Annotated in this window: 16 protein-coding genes; 6 read left to right on the top strand and 10 right to left on the bottom strand. The window is 44.9% G+C overall.

Translation table 11 applies throughout. The features are described from left to right. Window positions 1-307 precede the first annotated feature (307 nt). Window positions 308-607, top strand: a complete 300-nt coding sequence (locus tag ABFV83_RS03160) for a hypothetical protein (RefSeq protein WP_349947492.1) — start codon at window positions 308-310, stop codon at window positions 605-607. Continuing rightward, window positions 514-1314, top strand: coding sequence for an alpha/beta hydrolase fold domain-containing protein (locus ABFV83_RS03155; protein WP_349948851.1), 801 nt, complete (start codon window positions 514-516; stop codon window positions 1312-1314). Before ABFV83_RS03160 ends, ABFV83_RS03155 begins: the two co-directional genes overlap by 94 nt. 108 nt (window positions 1315-1422) lie before the next feature. Here the strand turns inward: ABFV83_RS03155 and ABFV83_RS03150 are convergent, their stop codons facing one another. From ABFV83_RS03150 to ABFV83_RS03105, 10 genes are all read right to left on the bottom strand, one after another. After that, a complete protein-coding gene (locus ABFV83_RS03150; protein WP_349947491.1) occupies window positions 1423-2046 on the bottom strand; it encodes a hypothetical protein in 624 nt (207 codons plus the stop codon). Further along, a complete protein-coding gene (locus ABFV83_RS03145) occupies window positions 2030-2464 on the bottom strand; it encodes a LacI family DNA-binding transcriptional regulator (RefSeq protein ID WP_349947490.1) in 435 nt (144 codons plus the stop codon). The genes ABFV83_RS03150 and ABFV83_RS03145 overlap by 17 nt, the downstream gene beginning before the upstream one ends. A gap of 183 nt (window positions 2465-2647) precedes the next feature. After that, window positions 2648-3934, bottom strand: a complete 1287-nt coding sequence (locus ABFV83_RS03140; protein ID WP_349947489.1) for an MFS transporter — start codon at window positions 3932-3934, stop codon at window positions 2648-2650. Window positions 3935-4040: 106 nt separating this feature from the next. Next, window positions 4041-5654: a sodium:solute symporter family protein gene (locus ABFV83_RS03135; protein ID WP_349947488.1), complete on the bottom strand. Its 1614-nt coding sequence runs from the start codon at window positions 5652-5654 to the stop codon at window positions 4041-4043. A 208-nt stretch (window positions 5655-5862) separates the two neighbouring features. After that, window positions 5863-7005 carry an acyl-CoA dehydrogenase gene (locus ABFV83_RS03130; RefSeq protein ID WP_349947487.1) on the bottom strand — a complete coding sequence of 381 codons (1143 nt, stop codon included), beginning with the start codon at window positions 7003-7005 and terminating at the stop codon, window positions 5863-5865. A 34-nt stretch (window positions 7006-7039) separates the two neighbouring features. After that, complete coding sequence (locus ABFV83_RS03125; RefSeq protein WP_349947486.1) at window positions 7040-8176, bottom strand: acyl-CoA dehydrogenase family protein; 1137 nt, start codon at window positions 8174-8176, stop codon at window positions 7040-7042. Between the two features lie 61 nt (window positions 8177-8237). Continuing rightward, window positions 8238-9011, bottom strand: a complete 774-nt coding sequence (locus ABFV83_RS03120; protein ID WP_349947485.1) for an enoyl-CoA hydratase-related protein — start codon at window positions 9009-9011, stop codon at window positions 8238-8240. 16 nt (window positions 9012-9027) lie between these two features. Then, the gene (locus ABFV83_RS03115) at window positions 9028-9675 is read right to left on the bottom strand and encodes an MBL fold metallo-hydrolase (RefSeq protein WP_349947484.1); all 648 of its coding nucleotides are present in this window, start codon (window positions 9673-9675) and stop codon (window positions 9028-9030) included. A 33-nt stretch (window positions 9676-9708) separates the two neighbouring features. Next, window positions 9709-10923, bottom strand: a complete 1215-nt coding sequence (locus tag ABFV83_RS03110; protein WP_349947483.1) for a CaiB/BaiF CoA-transferase family protein — start codon at window positions 10921-10923, stop codon at window positions 9709-9711. A 33-nt stretch (window positions 10924-10956) separates the two neighbouring features. Beyond that, entirely contained in the window at window positions 10957-12141 is a 1185-nt protein-coding gene (locus ABFV83_RS03105; protein ID WP_349947482.1) for a CoA transferase, read from the bottom strand. Between the two features lie 363 nt (window positions 12142-12504). On the opposite strand from ABFV83_RS03105, the gene fixA reads away from it, so the two are divergent. Genes fixA through ABFV83_RS03085 form a run of 4 tightly spaced genes read left to right on the top strand, consistent with a single transcriptional unit; the run spans window position 12505 to window position 16637 of the window. Continuing rightward, window positions 12505-13266: a putative electron transfer flavoprotein FixA gene (gene fixA / locus ABFV83_RS03100; protein ID WP_349947481.1), complete on the top strand. Its 762-nt coding sequence runs from the start codon at window positions 12505-12507 to the stop codon at window positions 13264-13266. Window positions 13267-13295: 29 nt separating this feature from the next. Continuing rightward, window positions 13296-14222, top strand: a complete 927-nt coding sequence (locus tag ABFV83_RS03095; protein ID WP_349947480.1) for an FAD-binding protein — start codon at window positions 13296-13298, stop codon at window positions 14220-14222. Between the two features lie 31 nt (window positions 14223-14253). Beyond that, entirely contained in the window at window positions 14254-15819 is a 1566-nt protein-coding gene (locus ABFV83_RS03090; RefSeq protein WP_349947479.1) for an AMP-binding protein, read from the top strand. A gap of 14 nt (window positions 15820-15833) precedes the next feature. Continuing rightward, the gene (locus ABFV83_RS03085; RefSeq protein ID WP_349947478.1) at window positions 15834-16637 is read left to right on the top strand and encodes an electron transfer flavoprotein subunit beta/FixA family protein; all 804 of its coding nucleotides are present in this window, start codon (window positions 15834-15836) and stop codon (window positions 16635-16637) included. Window positions 16638-16641 lie beyond the last annotated feature (4 nt).

The following is a 16641-nucleotide window of genomic DNA, read 5'->3' as shown; positions in this document are numbered from 1 at the left end:
ATTTTATTAGAAAAAGATAGAATTTCCGGTTTCAAAAAATAGGAATTTGATGTAGAATTGAAAATAGGGATTTGATTATTATGAAGCCGTAAAGCCGAATAATAAGCGCTCCTAGTATCCCCCGTCATCATCGGTTTGAATTACTGACTGAGCCTTAGGTTTAGTCATAATATATGCGCTCTGACAGTAATATTACAGCGCAGTTCTCACTATTATTACAATTTAACATACGTCCTTCCGCTCAGAAGAGCATGGTACAATCCGCGGCACGAAACGAGAACCAATCCCAGATCAGGAGGTAAACTAAATGAAATTTTACATGCCAGAATACAAAATCGACCACGAAGTAAACAAGCCCGATCCATATCCACTTCTTTCTGAGGGAATGAAGAAGGTCATTGATTATCAGGCAGAACACTCTGCCGATGCCTTTGATACCAATTGTTCTTGGGATGAATTGAGAACGAAATATATAAAAGAACGCCGTTTTTGGAATGAGGGAGGGCCAAATCCCTGCAAAACAGTGGAATTAACGGTCGAAGGTCCGATCGGCCCATCCCTGTACGCATTTATTACCCTGATGATAAACCACAGCATCATGCTTTAGTATTCATTCACGGCGGCGGATTTACCGTAGGAAGTATTGATACTCACGACCGCATGATGCGAAGTGTCATGGCTTCCAGCAAATGTGCCGTAATCGGTGTGGATTATCATCTTGCTCCGGAAACGAAATTCCCGGTTCCCCTGTTTGAATGCACTGCCGTCATCCGTTATTTCCATGAGCATGGATCTAAATATGGTATTCTTCCGGATAAGATGGCAATTGGCGGCGACTCCGGCGGAGCAAATCTGGCTTTGGGGACAACGCTTTACCTGCGTGACGTATTTGGCGATAACGATTATATCTGCGCACTACTGCTCTATTATGGTTCCTACGGTCTGATGGACGGTCCTTCCTGGCGTTTGAACGGAACCGCATTAGACGGTATGCGCAAAAGTGATATGTCTGCTTACATCAGCTATTATCTGGAAAATCCCTCATTAGATGGAGAAAATCCATATTTTGCTACCTTAAATAATGACCTGACCCACGGAATACCTGCTGTTTATTTATGCTGTGGCAGCCTGGATCCACTCTTAGGCGATTCTCAGGCCTTACATAACATATTAGCTCTCCATGGCGTACACACGGAATTTGAGCTGGTTCCTGGTGTACTGCATGCATTCATGCATTACGGGCGTATGATGGACGAAGCCCTTGACTGTTTAAAGCATAGCGGTGAATTTTATGCTTCCATCTTAGAAGAATAAAAAAACTCGCCGGCTATGACCACCTGCCGAATATATTTATAAAGAATGCCGCACCTGCGAATATAAATCACAGGTACGGCACTCCTTTTCGTTATTTGCATTCAGGTTTCATATTTTTACATAAGTAGGCGGTGTCGGTGCAATTACAATTCTGCTCTCGTAGGGTTCTTTATGAATCTGGGAAAGAAGCAGTCTTGCACTCTCCATCCCCCCTCGTATATATTCCGGTCTGCTGACCATGATATTCATGCCAGGAACCACCGGAACATCTGAATCAGAAAGCACGGCAATCTTGATCTCTAATTCTTTTCTCTGATATAAAGCAGCACATAAATACTTTATCATCACTCCCCAGCCACAAATCACAGCGTCATTCTGTTCAAATACTCTGAGTCTTGGCAGAACATTCTGGGTAAGAGAGCGCTTGCACATATCATCAAATGCCGTATGCCGGTCGTTCGAAGATGTACCTTGCATAACGGGGACCTTGCACACGGTAAGCTCAGCATCCGGATACAACTCCATGGCTTTTTTCAATCCGCATAACCGATATTCCTCCTGCAGACTGTCTACGCCCGGCTGCCAGTACAGAATCCGCTTTGCGCCCTCTCCCAAAAGACAACATGCTACTTCAAAAGCCCCATCTTCATAATCAAAGCTTACAGAAGCCAGCCCCTCTTCATCAGGACAGCAGTCACAGGCAACAAAGGGAATTTTATAGTTGTCGATCATCCTGCTGCAGACCGGCGGCAGACCATCTGAAGAAATAAAAATAACCCCCATCCGTCCGCCGCTGCAGCACGCTTTCCACATACTCCGGACACTTGCTTTCTTTCTTCATCTGGAAATCCATCAGCATAAGACCATATCCTTCTGCCCCAAGCTCTTCCCGTATTCCCTGCAGCAGCCTGCCGAACCGGCTCTGAGCCACAGATTTTTCCAATGCCACTGCGATACATTCCGTACTGTCCTTACGAAGAGAACGTGCAGTTTCATTCGGTATATACTTCAAACGCCTCGCTGCGTCTAACACCGCTTCACGTGTTTTATCTGATATTCTCTGATTTATATTATTATTTAGGACATAAGATACTGTGGTATGTGAAACCCCTACCTCTGCTGCAATATCTTTAATTGTTATTCTTTGCATAAAAACATTCTCCTTATCATTGCATCATGCAGTAGGTATCGGTCTCTTCTCTGAAAAATTTGCATTTGTCTGAATTATACTAAACTATTCCTCTTATGTAAATAGCATAATTTCCTATAATATAAAACAAAAGTACTGCCCGCTATTTTCTATCAAGGTGCCGCCTTTCCCCGTTCCGGGATTTTACATATCTGCCTGCTTTATCGAAGCTTTGTACTCATCCGTTTCCCTGTATTTTAAAATTTTACGGTCACTGATAAAGGCACAGATTAAACCGAGGGCCATAGCCGCCATACAAGTAATAAATACGAATTTGTATCCGCCAACCGGGTCTGCCTCTAATCTTGCACCGCACATGGAAGTGTAAAAGGTATCCGGAAGGAATCCCAAAATAGATGCAATTCCGATAACACTTCCCACCACATTTTTCTGTGTTCCAAGTTCATCCACAACTGCATAGTATAATGCGCGGAATACCGGATAGCACAAGGTAGAGAAAACCATAATAACCAGAATCGGAAACATCATTGCCGCAGATCCTGGTATCAGCACCAGCAATACGTAACTGACTATAGAACCAAATCCCGCATAAATCATAAACTTACTTGAGCGTCCCATCTTTTTCGCGGCAAACGCTGCGATTGAAGCACCGATTAACGTACAGATTGTCCGGTTATAATTCGCAAAAATAACGGTCATATTCTGATCCATACCACATACATTCGCCAGATATGGCGCCAGATAAGAGATTCCTGCCTGTGCAATACAAGCGCCAAAAATCATTCCGGAAAGCAAATAGGTAACCGGCCTCCTAAGCGCCTGGCCCATTGCTTTGACACTGTCAAGCAATCCTTTATTTGTAGCGCCCTCAACATTTGTTACAGGCATCAGGAAAACCATTGCAATACCAACCAGAATCATAACCACGCTGCAGGTGATAACTACATAACTCATTGCCTTTGAACTATCGGCTGAAAATTTTGTAAATATGCCTACAAAAATGGTCGTAAGAATAATACCTACAATCCCGCGCCCTGCTTCCAGTGAGCCATACATACTCCCCTGCTCATCTGCCCCAGCAATCACGTTGATACATTTAATCGATGCCGACCAGTAAGTCAGTACTGTCGTAAATGCCCATGCAACATGGATGATCATCAGTATTGTGTAGCTTGGCCATGTTGCTTCCCATAATCCAAGGGCTCCTGTTCCTATCATGGAAAAAATCAAAAGCTTTTTTGCATCAAACTTATCCGCAATCATCCCTCCGGGAATATAAAGAATAATATTGGCAATGCCATACACATTCAACAATTTACCATAATCCGCATCCCTTCCGACCAGCCCCATTGCTTCCTGAAGCGGTGCATAATATGTATACATCAGATATGGCAAAACATAAATCGTGTTCAACGACAACATCATCAAAATAAGGGTTATAACTTTTCCGGTTTTTTTTTCTTTCCCCATTTTTCTACCTCTTTTGTTTTATTTTTTTCAGTAGCAACAATAACAAATGCATTTGGAATTTCCGCCGCATATGTATAACAAGGTTTTCATTTGTCCACATTTTTTATTATATAATACCATTATAAGGCAGCGCCCAGCCAAACAGCAGCACCAGCGTCGTTATGACGCCTGCAATAATCAGAATATATCCATAGCGGAGATCCTGCTTATATTCGGACACCACTTTTTCTTTTTCCGGCAATATCATTAATTTCTGGTGGTATTCCATCTCCTCTGTTCCTGCCTGGTGCAGTTTTGTGCCAATCAGCGCAAAGAATAAGCTTAAATAGATTCCGATAAAAAACGGATCCAGGAAATTCACAAAAACACCTGCAAAAGGACTGATCCCAAGCCCTACAAGACATTTTGGAATGACAAATCCCAAAAAGCCGGAAATCATCGCCCATCTGGCACCGGTTGCAGATAACTTTTTGCACACAATGCCGCCAACCCCCGGCACTACCCAGCTGGCTGCAATAATTGTGGATGCAAACCAGGAAATCACACGCACGCCGCCCATTCCAAGATAAGCCAGCACAAGTGCCAGAATCCCTACCGTCAGCATCATGATACGGCTGTGCTTAAGCTTTTCTGCTTCCGAATTAAATTTCCTGTCAATAATATCCGACGTTACCGAAAACCCGATGACCGACAGGAACGTGGAGGCACTTGACAGGCCTGCGGCTGTAATGCCGGCCAGCATTAATGTCCCAATCAGTTTGGGAAGCACTTCAAAGGATGCCCATATCAATACACGCTGCGGATCTTCCAGGGCTCCATTTAAATTTAGCACAGCCACCGACTGCAAATTCAGAAACAGCAGAAATACGACCGTACAGATTGCTGCGACAGCACCGGAACGGAATGTCACATGTTCACTTTTAGCCATAAGATTTCGTCCCGCCTGCCACGGTGATACCGCCACAGTGATTAACCAGATAATGCCCATGGTAACCGCATACATCACCGCTCCAAACACATCCTTCGCTCCCGTACCGGCAATATTTCCATGATAATCCAACAGTCCCTGGGGCGCGGCCGGATTGTTCATCAGATTCGTCAGTAGTTCACCAATCCCGCCTTGAGCTTTGAAAATAACCGGTCCTGCAAGGATTACCCCAAACAGAAATACTAAAAACATCAGCGTATCTGTTAAAACCACTCCTTTTGAGCCAGAGTAAAAGGTGAATACCGTAAAACAAAGCCATGCCAAAAACAATGTCAATTCATGAGGCAGTCCGGTCAGTTCCTGTATCAGAATACCTACACCCGTAATACATGCCAACAGATATGCCGTCAAGGAAATAATGGTAATGATTCCTGCCACACGTCTGATTTTCCGGTCATGATAGCGCACGCCAAAATACTCTGGCATCGTAGTACATTCAGAGCGTCTTAAATATCTTCCAAACACAAGAGGACCAAACACATAACCGCAGGCGCACATGGAATTTAAAAGCACTAAAGAAGTAATATTTCCAGTGTAACACCAGCCCTGATCCCCCATAAATCCGTTTACAGACAACATGGAGGCAATCAATGTACCAGTAATCAAAAAAGTGGGAGCATTTCTTCCACTGACATAGTAGTCATTGGCATCTTTTACCTGGCGGCCGGCATATAAGCCAACCGCCATATATATTATAATACTTATAATAACACCCCAAAAATAAATGCTCACCGGGTCACCCCTCTCCACTTTGCAAAAACAAAACGGTATTTTTATCGTATATCATTTCGTTTCTCTTCCTTTTTCAGAACAACAATCATGATGATACCTGATGCAACCAGACATCCGCCAACGCAAATTGAAAAAATGATTTCTCCCATGGTAAAATATGCTCCTTTCGCCTCATGCAGATTCGGACACAAGCACTCCTTTCACAGGACTATTTCATTCCCATATCCGCGGCTATAACTATCTTCTGAACCTCGCTGGTCCCGCCATAGATTTCCGTAATCTTTGCATCACGCATCATTCTTTCCACCGGATACTCTCTGGTATAGCCGTATCCTCCAAACATCTGAACCGCTTTGCTGGTCACATACCCGGCAGTTTCAGACGCATATAATTTTGCCATTGATGCCTGTGCAGTATATTTTTCTCCTGCCGTCTTCATACATGCGGCACGGTAGACCAGCAAACGAGCCGCGTCGACACGTGTCTGCATATCCGCCAACGTAAACTGTGTGTTCTGGAAAGCAGAAATCGGCTTTCCGAACTGGACACGCTCTTTTACATATGCCGTGGCTGCGTCAATTGCCCCCTGGGCAATGCCAAGTGCCTGTGCTGCAATCCCAATACGGCCCCCATCAAGTGTGGCCATGGCAATCTTGAAGCCTTTTCCGGCTTCACCAAGTAAATTTTCCTTTGGAACCTTAACGTTGTCAAATACCAGCTCATAGGTAGCTGAGCCGCGGATTCCCATTTTATGCTCCTTGCTTCCAAAGGTAAATCCGTCCATCCCTTTTTCAAGAATGAATGCGCTGATCCCTTTCTTTCCCAATTTCTTATCTGTCACTGCAAAGATGATATATACATCAGCGTAAGACCCATTGGTAATAAAAATCTTACTTCCATTTAACAGATAATGATCCCCTTCATCGGAAGCCGTTGTTGCCTGCATGGCAGCATCCGTACCGGCGTTCGGCTCGGTCAGGCCAAAGGCACCAAGCTTTTCGCCTGCGGCCAAATCCGGCAGATACTTCTGCTTCTGCTCTTCTGTCCCAAAAGCAAGAATGGGCCAGCAGCAAAAAGAGGTATGGATCGATACGGTAACACCTGTGCTTGCACATGCTTTTGAAATCTCTTCCACCGCCATGGCACATTCTAAGTCTCCCATTCCGACTCCGCCATACTCCTCCGGAATCGGAATACCCATTACGCCGATTTCCCCAAGCTGCGGTATCAACTCTTCTGGAAATCTCTCCTCCCTGTCAAGTTCTGCTGCAATGGGCGCAATTTCCGCTTCTACAAATTCCCGAATTGTGTCACGCAATAACTCCTGCTCATCATTTAACTTAAATTCCATAATTATCTCCTTTTACCTCTAGTATCTGCCGGCCTTATCGATATTTTTTCAAAATCTGCCTGCTTGCTATCACTGTCTGAATCTCGCCAGTACCTCCAGAGATACGTGTGATTCTAAGATCACGGTAAATACGGCTTACACGGCTTCCGCAGAATCCGATGCCTGCCATTACCTGCATGGCGTGATCTACCACAATGTTGGCAGATTCGGAGCAGAACTGCTTTGCAATGGATGCTTCTTCTCTTCTTAGGATGCCATTATCCTTATTCCATGCAAAGTGCAGCAGCATATCACGCATTGCTTCAATTCTCATTGCCATCTCCATAATATGGTTTTGAATCAGCTGTAATCTTCCGATTTCTTTGCCAAAAGCGATTCTCTGGTTTGCATATCTGCATGCATCTTCGTATGCACACAAAGCCTGTGCGTATGCGTTAAACGCATCAATGAGACGCTCATAATCAAATCCCTTTGAGGTCGCCAGCAGACCGTTTCCTTCTGTGCTGAACATATCCTTTTCTTCGATTTCTACATCGTCAAACCAGATATCATTTACATTCTCCATATTCAGACCCATGGTCTCCATAGGCTCCTTCTTACAGCCGGGGCCATTGGTAGGAACAAACCATAAGGTCAGCTGCTCTGGGTTTTCACTGTTCTTTGCAAGTGTCAGGCAGTAATCACTTCCCTGCGCACCGGAGATAAAGTGCTTGTGTCCATTGATATATACTTTTCCATTTCTGCGTGTATAGGTGGTCAAAATTGTGCCACTGGAAAGATCCGTACCTGCAGTCGGTTCCGAAAAGCCCTGTGCATATGCCGGATTCCCCTCAAAAAACAATGGCATGAATTTTTCAATCTGCTCTTTTGTTCCGTTCTCCAGTAATGCATCTGCTTTCACATGATCCCAGAATAAGTATACCGGCGTTCCGCATCTTCCCAGGGCTTCCATCACAAGGAGCATGGTAATCGCACCCTCACCGTCTCCGCCTGCCTCCTCCGGCAAGAACATGCTAAAGCATCCCAATTCTTTTAAAATATCCCAGAACTTGTGGGGATGCTCGTGATTCTTATCACATTCCTGAAAATAGCTTTCTAAATTTTCACGTGCCAATGCCTCTTCAATTGCCTGTACCATTAATTCCTGTTCCTCTGTAATTCTAAAATCCATATTTCTTTCCTCCATTATTCTATCTATTATTATCCCTTACGGGAGACTCCCCGGTTTTCAATCATTTTCCCTGCCAGTCAGGTTTTCGTTTTTCCAGAAATGCTCTTGGTCCTTCTACTGAATCTTCTGTTTTTTCTATATAATCCCAGCAGCGGTTACAGAAGCGCTGCGCATCCTCCTGCGATACCTGGGGAGCAATGTGTAAAATTTCTTTCGTCAGCTTCAGAGAAATCGGCGCATTTGCAGCGATAATATGGGCAAGCTCCAATGCCTTTTCAAGTACCTGGTCTGAAGGCACCACATAATTCACCAGGCCAATCTCATATGCGCGGGACGCCGAAATTAATTTTCCAGTCAGGCACATCTCCGCCGCAATTTTAGGCGGCACCAGCTTGGGAAGGCGAATCAGTCCGCCGCTGGTTGCCAAAAGACCTACCTTCACCTCAGAAAGTCCAAATTTTGCATGTTCTGCCGCCACGATCAGATCACATGACACTGCAATTTCAAGTCCCCCTGCAACTGCTGTTCCATTTGCCGCGCAGATAATCGGTTTTGTGGACACCCTTTCTGTGATTCCAGCGAAACCATGGGCCATAATCGTCTGACAACCGCCATTTTCATCGTATGCACTTAAATCTTCTCCCGCACAGAAGCTTCTTTCTCCGGCGCCTGTTATGATAATACAGCGTACCTTTGAATCATTTTCCGCATCATTAAAAATTTCTTCCAGCCTTTCAGATGTTTCCGGATCAATGGCATTCCTCTTCTCGTTGCGGTTGATCGTTACAATCAACACCTCATCCCTTAATTCTGTAAGTACCTTTTGATTCTCCATGCTTCTTTACCTCCTGTTATTTATGTAATCTGCCTGAATCTTTGCAGAAACATTGTAAATACGGGTTATTTCTTTTTTCTGCCGAAAGTGTCGTAAGCCCATCATGCCCCGGATACACGTTATAACCTCCTTTCATTTCTGAAATCCGGCGCAATGACAAATGCATCTGGGCATCATCACCTCCTGGAAAGTCCGTACGTCCAATGCTATTGCAAAACAGTGTATCTCCCGTAAATAGTCCATCCTCCACCAAAAACAGTACAGACCCTTTTGTATGCCCCGGCGTGTGGTACACGGTAATCTCAAAACCCGCCAACCAAAGCTTCTGACCTTCTTTGATTCCTTTGACATTTGAAAACGCAGCTACAGTGGGAAACACCATGCCCATGTCATGCTCCTCTTTTTCCTTGGGGCAGTCCAGCAAATGACAGTACACAGGAAGTTCCTTCCACAACGCCTGCAGCTTGGGAACTGCCAGAAAGTGGTCATAATGTCCATGGGTAAGAAGAATGGCCTCCGGAACCAGATTCTGCTGCATAAGCCATTTCCTGATTATCTCTGCATCATCTGCCGGATCAATTAAAATACATTTGCCCAAACTCTTGCCTGAAATAATATAACAATTTGTCTTAAATATTCCCAAAACAAATCTCTGTACTTCCATCACTCACCTCCCTGCATTCTCTTTCGTTGTTTTTTAAAACATGTGTTCACCAACAACGCCATCATCAATTAATTTTTGAATCCCTTCCCTTGAATATCCTGCTTTCTCCAGTATATCCCTTGAATCCTGCCCCAGCAGCGGCGAGCCCCTGTGAATCGGGCATATCTCATCATTGAACCGGATGGGATTATTGTAAAAGCGGATGGAACCAATGTTGTCCTGCCATGCCAGAGCCGTGACATCTGTCTGGTTCGCATGGTCCGATGTATAAGCTTCAATAAATGGCAGAACCTCCGATGCTCCGACGTTCACCGCCAAAAGCTTTTCTTCTGCTTCTTTGCGGAACATGGTACGGGTCACCCCTTCTATCTTTTCGATAAGTACTTCCCTGTTTGCAATGCGTGCTTCATTTGTTGCAAACCGGGAGTCTGAAAGCAAGTCTGTCAGCTCCAAAGTATTGGCAAGGGCTTTCCACTTTTCCTGGGTATCGGCAATGATGGATACCCAGCCATCCCTTGCCTCAAAGATCCCATAGGGTGCAGTAAAACGATCATGATTCCCAAAACGTGCCTGGGCCTTTCCTTCCATACCGTAATCCATTACTGTTTCTGCACATGCCTCCATTACAACATCCGACATTCCAATGTCAATTCTGCATCCCTTTCCAGTCCTGCGGGCTTCGATCAATGCCATAAGCACCGCATTAAACCCATAGATTCCGGTAAGCGTATCACAGTTTGCATTTCCCGCTTTCACCGGAGCCCCCTCTGCCTCACCATTGCTGGCCGCAAAACCACCACGCGCAGCCGCGATCGCATCATAGCAGGGATATTTCATCAGCGGCCCGCTGGCACCAAAACCGCTCAGCGACATAAACACAATCCCGGGATTGATTTCCTTTAATTTGTCATACCCAAGTCCCAGCCGGTCGATCGAACCGCTCTTAAAATTTTCCAATACCACATCGCATTGTTTTACCATCTCATAAATGACGTTTTTCCCTTCCTCTGAGGAAAGATCCAGTTCAATGCTTTGCTTATTTTTGTTATAGGCGCAGTAAAGCGTACTCATGCCATTTACAAATGGATCCCATGTTCTGGATTGATCACCGGCGTTGTATCTCTCTACCTTCCACACCTCTGCTCCTAAATCAGCAAACTGCCACGCCGTAAAGACTCCCGCCAATGCAATGGTAAAGTCTAAAACTTTCATGCCCTTAAATACGCCCTTTGATTCCCATTTGGCCATTTTTTCTACCCCTTTCCATATATTTCATTCCTGTCAGATCACGCCGTCTGCCCGCAAACGTGCAATCTCAACCTGCTCTATATTAATTCCCGCCAGATAATCATCGGTATCTTCTCCAAGCAACGGTGCGGAATCAATCACATGGTCCTCTTTTCCATCCCATGAAAACTTTGCCGCTTTTCCAATCTGCAGCGTATCGCCAAGCTTTTTATCCTGAATATGAAGCAGCATCTCTCTGTCTGCAACCTGTTCATCATGTGCCAGTTCCATCACCGTATTGCACGGACCACCTGGTACCATTGCCTCCCGGCAAATCATGTCTGCCTCCTGGATGGTAATTGTGGCAAAATAATCTTTTAACTGCTGGTCCAGATCTCCAAAATAATTTTCCATGGAACGGGCAGGATCATGTGCATAACGGGGATCTTCCGCCCAGTCCTTTCGGCCCGCACACTGTGCAAAAGAGATCCACTGTGCATCGCTGCCGATACTCAAAGAAAACCAGCCATCCTTACACCGGAATGTATCGGTGGGATTAGTCGTTGGGAAACCATTTCCAATTCTCTTTGGCAGTGCATTCATGCCAAGAAGGCCTTCTGCAAACGTATCATCCAGTGACATCAGCGTATGCCACACGCTGACAGAAACCTTTATCCCTTCCCCTGTTTTCTGCATGTTCATATAAGCCGCCAGCATTCCGGCACTTAAATGCCAGCCTGCATAAATATATCCCAAGGGGAAACCAAATTTCGTAGGCTTTTCAGGAAATCCCGTCTTTTCCTGTAAACCGGAACGGGAATTAATCAGCAAATCATAATCCGGCATATCCTTCCACGGCCCGCTTTCTCCATACGGTGTGAGAACTCCGTAAATCAATTTAGGGTTTTTTTCTTTTAACGATTCAAATCCAAGTCCCAGTGCTTTCATATCCTCTTCTTTTTTATTGACAATCAGCATATCAAATTGTGGTATCAGACGCCTTATAATCTCCTGACCTGCCTCCTTATTGATATCCAGCGTCATGCTCTTTTTGCCGCGATTGTAAAAAGCCTGGTAAATTCCCTCACCAGCATCAGCTGCACCGCGTCTGCGAACAGAATCTCCTCCATCCGGTTTCTCAATCTTTAGAACCTCCGCACCATAATCAGCAAACATGCTGCCTGTATACGGGTTACCATCTGTCATATCCAAAACCTTCAATGAACAAAGTGGCTTCATGATCTGCACTCCCTTTCCGTTTTACTTTTACGTGAAATCAAGGAAAATCGACATCCTTTTCAAGTTGTGTGTTTTAGTATAACATGCACATAAATCATAAGTCAAACTATATTTCGTCTAATTTTTAACTATGTTTTTCATGCACATTTTACATTTTTAGGTTATAAACCACTTTTTTTTCGCATTTTTACCCAACGCTTTTTTTAATATTTCTCACAAAAGTTAACATTTTTTCTTTTCACCTGTTGACAAAATAAATCTTTTTGTTAATATAAAAACAAGCACATTGCTTTCACGAGAAAGTACTTGTTCTTACAGACAAAATAAATTACAATGTAAAGAAAGGACAGATGGGTGATTACTATGAAAATAATTGCATGTTGTAAAATTGTTCCAAACGAAGAAGAAATCAGCATCCTTCCAAATCGTGAATTGTCCATGACTGGCGCTTCCTTAAAAATCAGCCAGTATGATTTGAATGCCCTTGAAACCGGAAAGCAGTTAGCATCAGAAACTAACGGAACTATGACTGCACTCAGCATTGGTCCGGCAGCCTCTTTAGCAAATTCAAAAATCCGAAAAGATATTTTATCCAGAGGCGCAGACGAATTAAGCCTTGTACCGGATGACTCCGATGAATGTTTTGATTCTCTGCAGACTGCCAAGGCAATCGCCGGGGCATTAAAGCTCATGGAATACGATGTTGTAATATGCGGAGCAGGTTCCAGTGATCTCTATGCGCAGGAAGTCGGCATCCAGGCCGGCACTTTGCTTGGTATTCCTGTTATGAACAATATCACCGGCATTAAAGTATTATCAGAGTCCACGCTTTTAGTGGAACGCACCTTAGAAAACGGGGTGGAGGCATTGGAAATTCCCCTTCCCGCAGTATTATCCGTTTCTTCTGAAATCAACATCCCGGCCGTACCGAGTATGCGTGACATTATGAAAGCTGGCAAAAAGCCTGTTAATGAGTTGACCATTGAAGCAAAAACCGATGCATCGACCCAGACATTAGAACAGCTGGCTCCTGCCGCGCAGGACCGCCGCCAGGAGATTATTGAGGGAGATGGTGAGGAAGCAGTGAGCGCACTGGTTCAGTTCTTAAAGAAAGAAGGTTTCTAAAATCAATCTAGTAAAGGAGGATCATTGATATGGCTATTCCATCTATTTTTATTGTAAGTGATAATTACTCTGTGCTTCCCGAGTTCTGCTGCGGAGCAAAAACTCTGGCTGACAGTGTTACTGCCATTGTTTTCGGCGATGAGACTGCTGCAAAAGCTGCTGCAAACTGCTCGGCGGACAAAATCATTTTCTGTCCCGTTGCCGAAGAAGGTGCACCGGAGGATTACGCGTCTGCCATCGCTGCCGAAATAAAGGCGGTTCCAAATGCCATTGTGCTGGTGAACAACAGCATACGCGGACACCTGTTAGCCGGAAAAATTTCCGTATATTTAGATACCGCTGTCATCAGCGGTGCCAATAATCTTTCCGTCGAAGAAGATAAATTTATCTGCAGCCGCATGGTGTATGGCGGCACCGCACAGCGTAAAGAGATATTTACAAAGCCTTACGGCATAGTGACCATCGCAGGCGGTATCTTCGATGTGGCGCCTGCCGGAGGGGAAACCACAGATATAAGGGCCATTGAAGGCGCACCGGAAGGTTCCATCCCACGTATCTCCCGCAATGAAAAAAAGGAAGGTGCCGTGAATCTGGCAGCCGCAAAACGGATTATAGATATAGGCCGCGGACTTGCTGCTGAAGAAGATTTGGACATGTGCCGCAAGCTGGCTAAATTACTCGATGCAGAGGTTGGATGTTCCCGTCCAATAGCCGAAAATAATAAATGGATGCCAAAAGCATGCTACCTGGGAATTACCGGTGTACAGGTAAAACCGGACTTAATCGTAACCTTAGGTTTATCCGGGCAGGTGCAGCACATTGGCGGCATTAATAAATCCAAGGTCATCATTGCCATCAACAAGGACAAAGCTGCACCGATCTTTAAGAATGCAGATTTTGGACTTGTAGGGGACATGTACAAAATTGTTCCGGCATTAATCGATAAACTTTCCTAAATAACATTTGACAAACGCAAGGAGTGTCACTATGGTCGCAGATATGGTAGGTAGTAAAACGGTACAAAGCCAATGGAATGAAACAGTTTCTTATTACGGAGACCACACTTTTTTAAAGTATATTTCTGTCAATGACGAGGTAAGCTGCTTTACCTATCATGAATTTGACCTGAAGGTAAAACAGGCTGCCAATGTTTTTTTGGCTTTGGGCATTCGTAAACAGGAATTAGTTGCCCTTCATCTTCACAATAAACCTGAGTATTTGATCTGCTGGCTGGCTCTGGCTCAAATCGGGGCTGTATCCGTCCCTATAAATGAACACTTTCAAATTGATGAGTGCAGATACATACTTCAAAAAGGCGATATTTCCCGTGTGATTACAGAACCATGCTGTTTGAATATTTACACAGAGCACTATAACGAGCTGAAACTTGACACTCTTATTTTAACCGATGGTTTCAGCGAAGATTCCCGCGTTCATCTTCTGGAAAAAGAGATGGCGCTTCAGCCGGTTTCATTAAAGGCACAAGTTTCCGTCTCTGCCGAAGAAACCGCTGTGATACTATTTACTTCCGGCACCACAAAACATCCCAAAGGCGCACTTTACACCCACTGCAATGTCATTTATGGCGGACTCTTCCACTGTGCACAAATAGGCATGCGCACAGGAGATATCTTTTTAACTTCTATGCCATGTTATCATATGGATTTTCAGGAAATGGCTGCGGCTCCCGTTATCTGCGCCGGTGCAACTCTTGTTATGGTAGAGCATTACAGTGCACGCCGATTCTGGCGTCAGATTTGTGACCATAAAGCAAACTTTACAGATACCATGTCCATCATGAACCGGACTATGCTGCTGCAACCCGTGCAGCCCTGGGAAAAGAACCATCATCTAAAGGAAATCTACTTTTCCATGGGTTTAAGAACGGAGGAAAAAGAAGCTTTTGAGGAACGTTTCCATGTACGGCTGCTAAACTCCTATGGCATGACAGAAACTGTTTCCGCCGTAACCTGCGTTCCACTGTACGGAGACCAGCATTGGCCCTCCGTTGGCCGCCCAGCCGTCTCCTATGAAATAAAAATCGTAGACGAAAACGGCAATACACTCCCCGCCGGTTCGGAGGGTGAAATTTGCATACATGGCACTCCCGGACGCTCCATCATACCCGGATACTTTAAGGACGAAGAGGCTACCAAGCGGCTCATTGATAAAGACAACTGGCTTCATTCCGGGGACTGGGGGTATTTAGACAATGATGGCTGGCTCTTCTTTCTTGGCCGCTGCGGAGATATGATCAAACGTTCCGGCGAAAATATCAGTTGTGCGGAAGTGGAATGTGTCCTCACCTCCCACCCTCTGATTGAGGATGCCGCTGTGATCGGGGTACCTGATTCCATCCGGAATCAGGCAGTAAAAGCGTACGTGAAGTTGGCAGATGGCGCCGCATTGACAGCGAATGAAATCACCGCTTATTGCCAAAGCCGCCTTGCTTGCTTTAAAGTCCCCGAATTTGTGGCATTCGTAAAGGATTTCCCCCGCACTGCCACAGGTAAAATAAAGAAAAGAGAGCTGCAAGCAGCAGACAAACAATAACAGGAGGAATGACCATGAATATACTTGTATGCGTAAAACAAGTACCCGATACTACCGAGATCAAGATTGATCCCGTAAAAAATACACTGATCCGCGAAGGTGTGCCATCCATCGTTAATCCATTTGACGGATATGCCTTAGAGGCGGCTGCACGAATAAAAGATGCCAATCCTGACACCAAGATCACCGTTCTTTCCATGGGACCGGAACAGGCAAAGAATGCACTGAAAGAATGTCTGTCCATTGCCGCTGACACCGCCTATCTGGTAACTGACCGTGCATTCGGCGGTTCCGATACCCTTGCCACAAGCTACATTCTTTCTGAGGCCATAAAAAAAATCGAAGAAACCGAAGGAGCTTTTGATCTTATCTTCTGCGGCAAGCAGGCAATTGATGGCGATACTGCACAGGTAGGTCCTGAAATTGCGGAGCATCTTGGCTATTCGCAGATTACTTATGCCCTGGAAGCAGAACTTGACGGCGACCGGATTAAAGTTAAAAAGGAAACCGAAGAAGGCATTCAGATTATTGCTTCTGCCCTTCCCTGCGTCGTCACATATACAAAGCCTTCCTGGGATTTAAGACATCCTACCATTAAGCGTAAAATGGCAGCAAACAAAGCTGAGATTCCAAATATCACAGCAGCAGATCTTCCTGACCTCAATCTGGAGCACGCCGGTCTAAAAGGTTCTCCTACAAAAGTCAAGAAAACTTTCGTGCCGCCCAGAAAAAGCGGCGGTGTCAAAATCGAAGAAGAATCCGGCGCAGATGCAGCTAAAAAGCTGTTCTCTCTTATGAGCGACGCTGGTATCATTTAAGGAG

This window comes from Lacrimispora sp. BS-2, assembly GCF_040207125.1.
Classification (GTDB): Bacteria; Bacillota; Clostridia; order Lachnospirales; family Lachnospiraceae; genus Lacrimispora.
The sequence above is the reverse complement of the archived record's forward strand: the minus strand, read 5'-3'. Positions and strand labels throughout refer to the sequence as shown.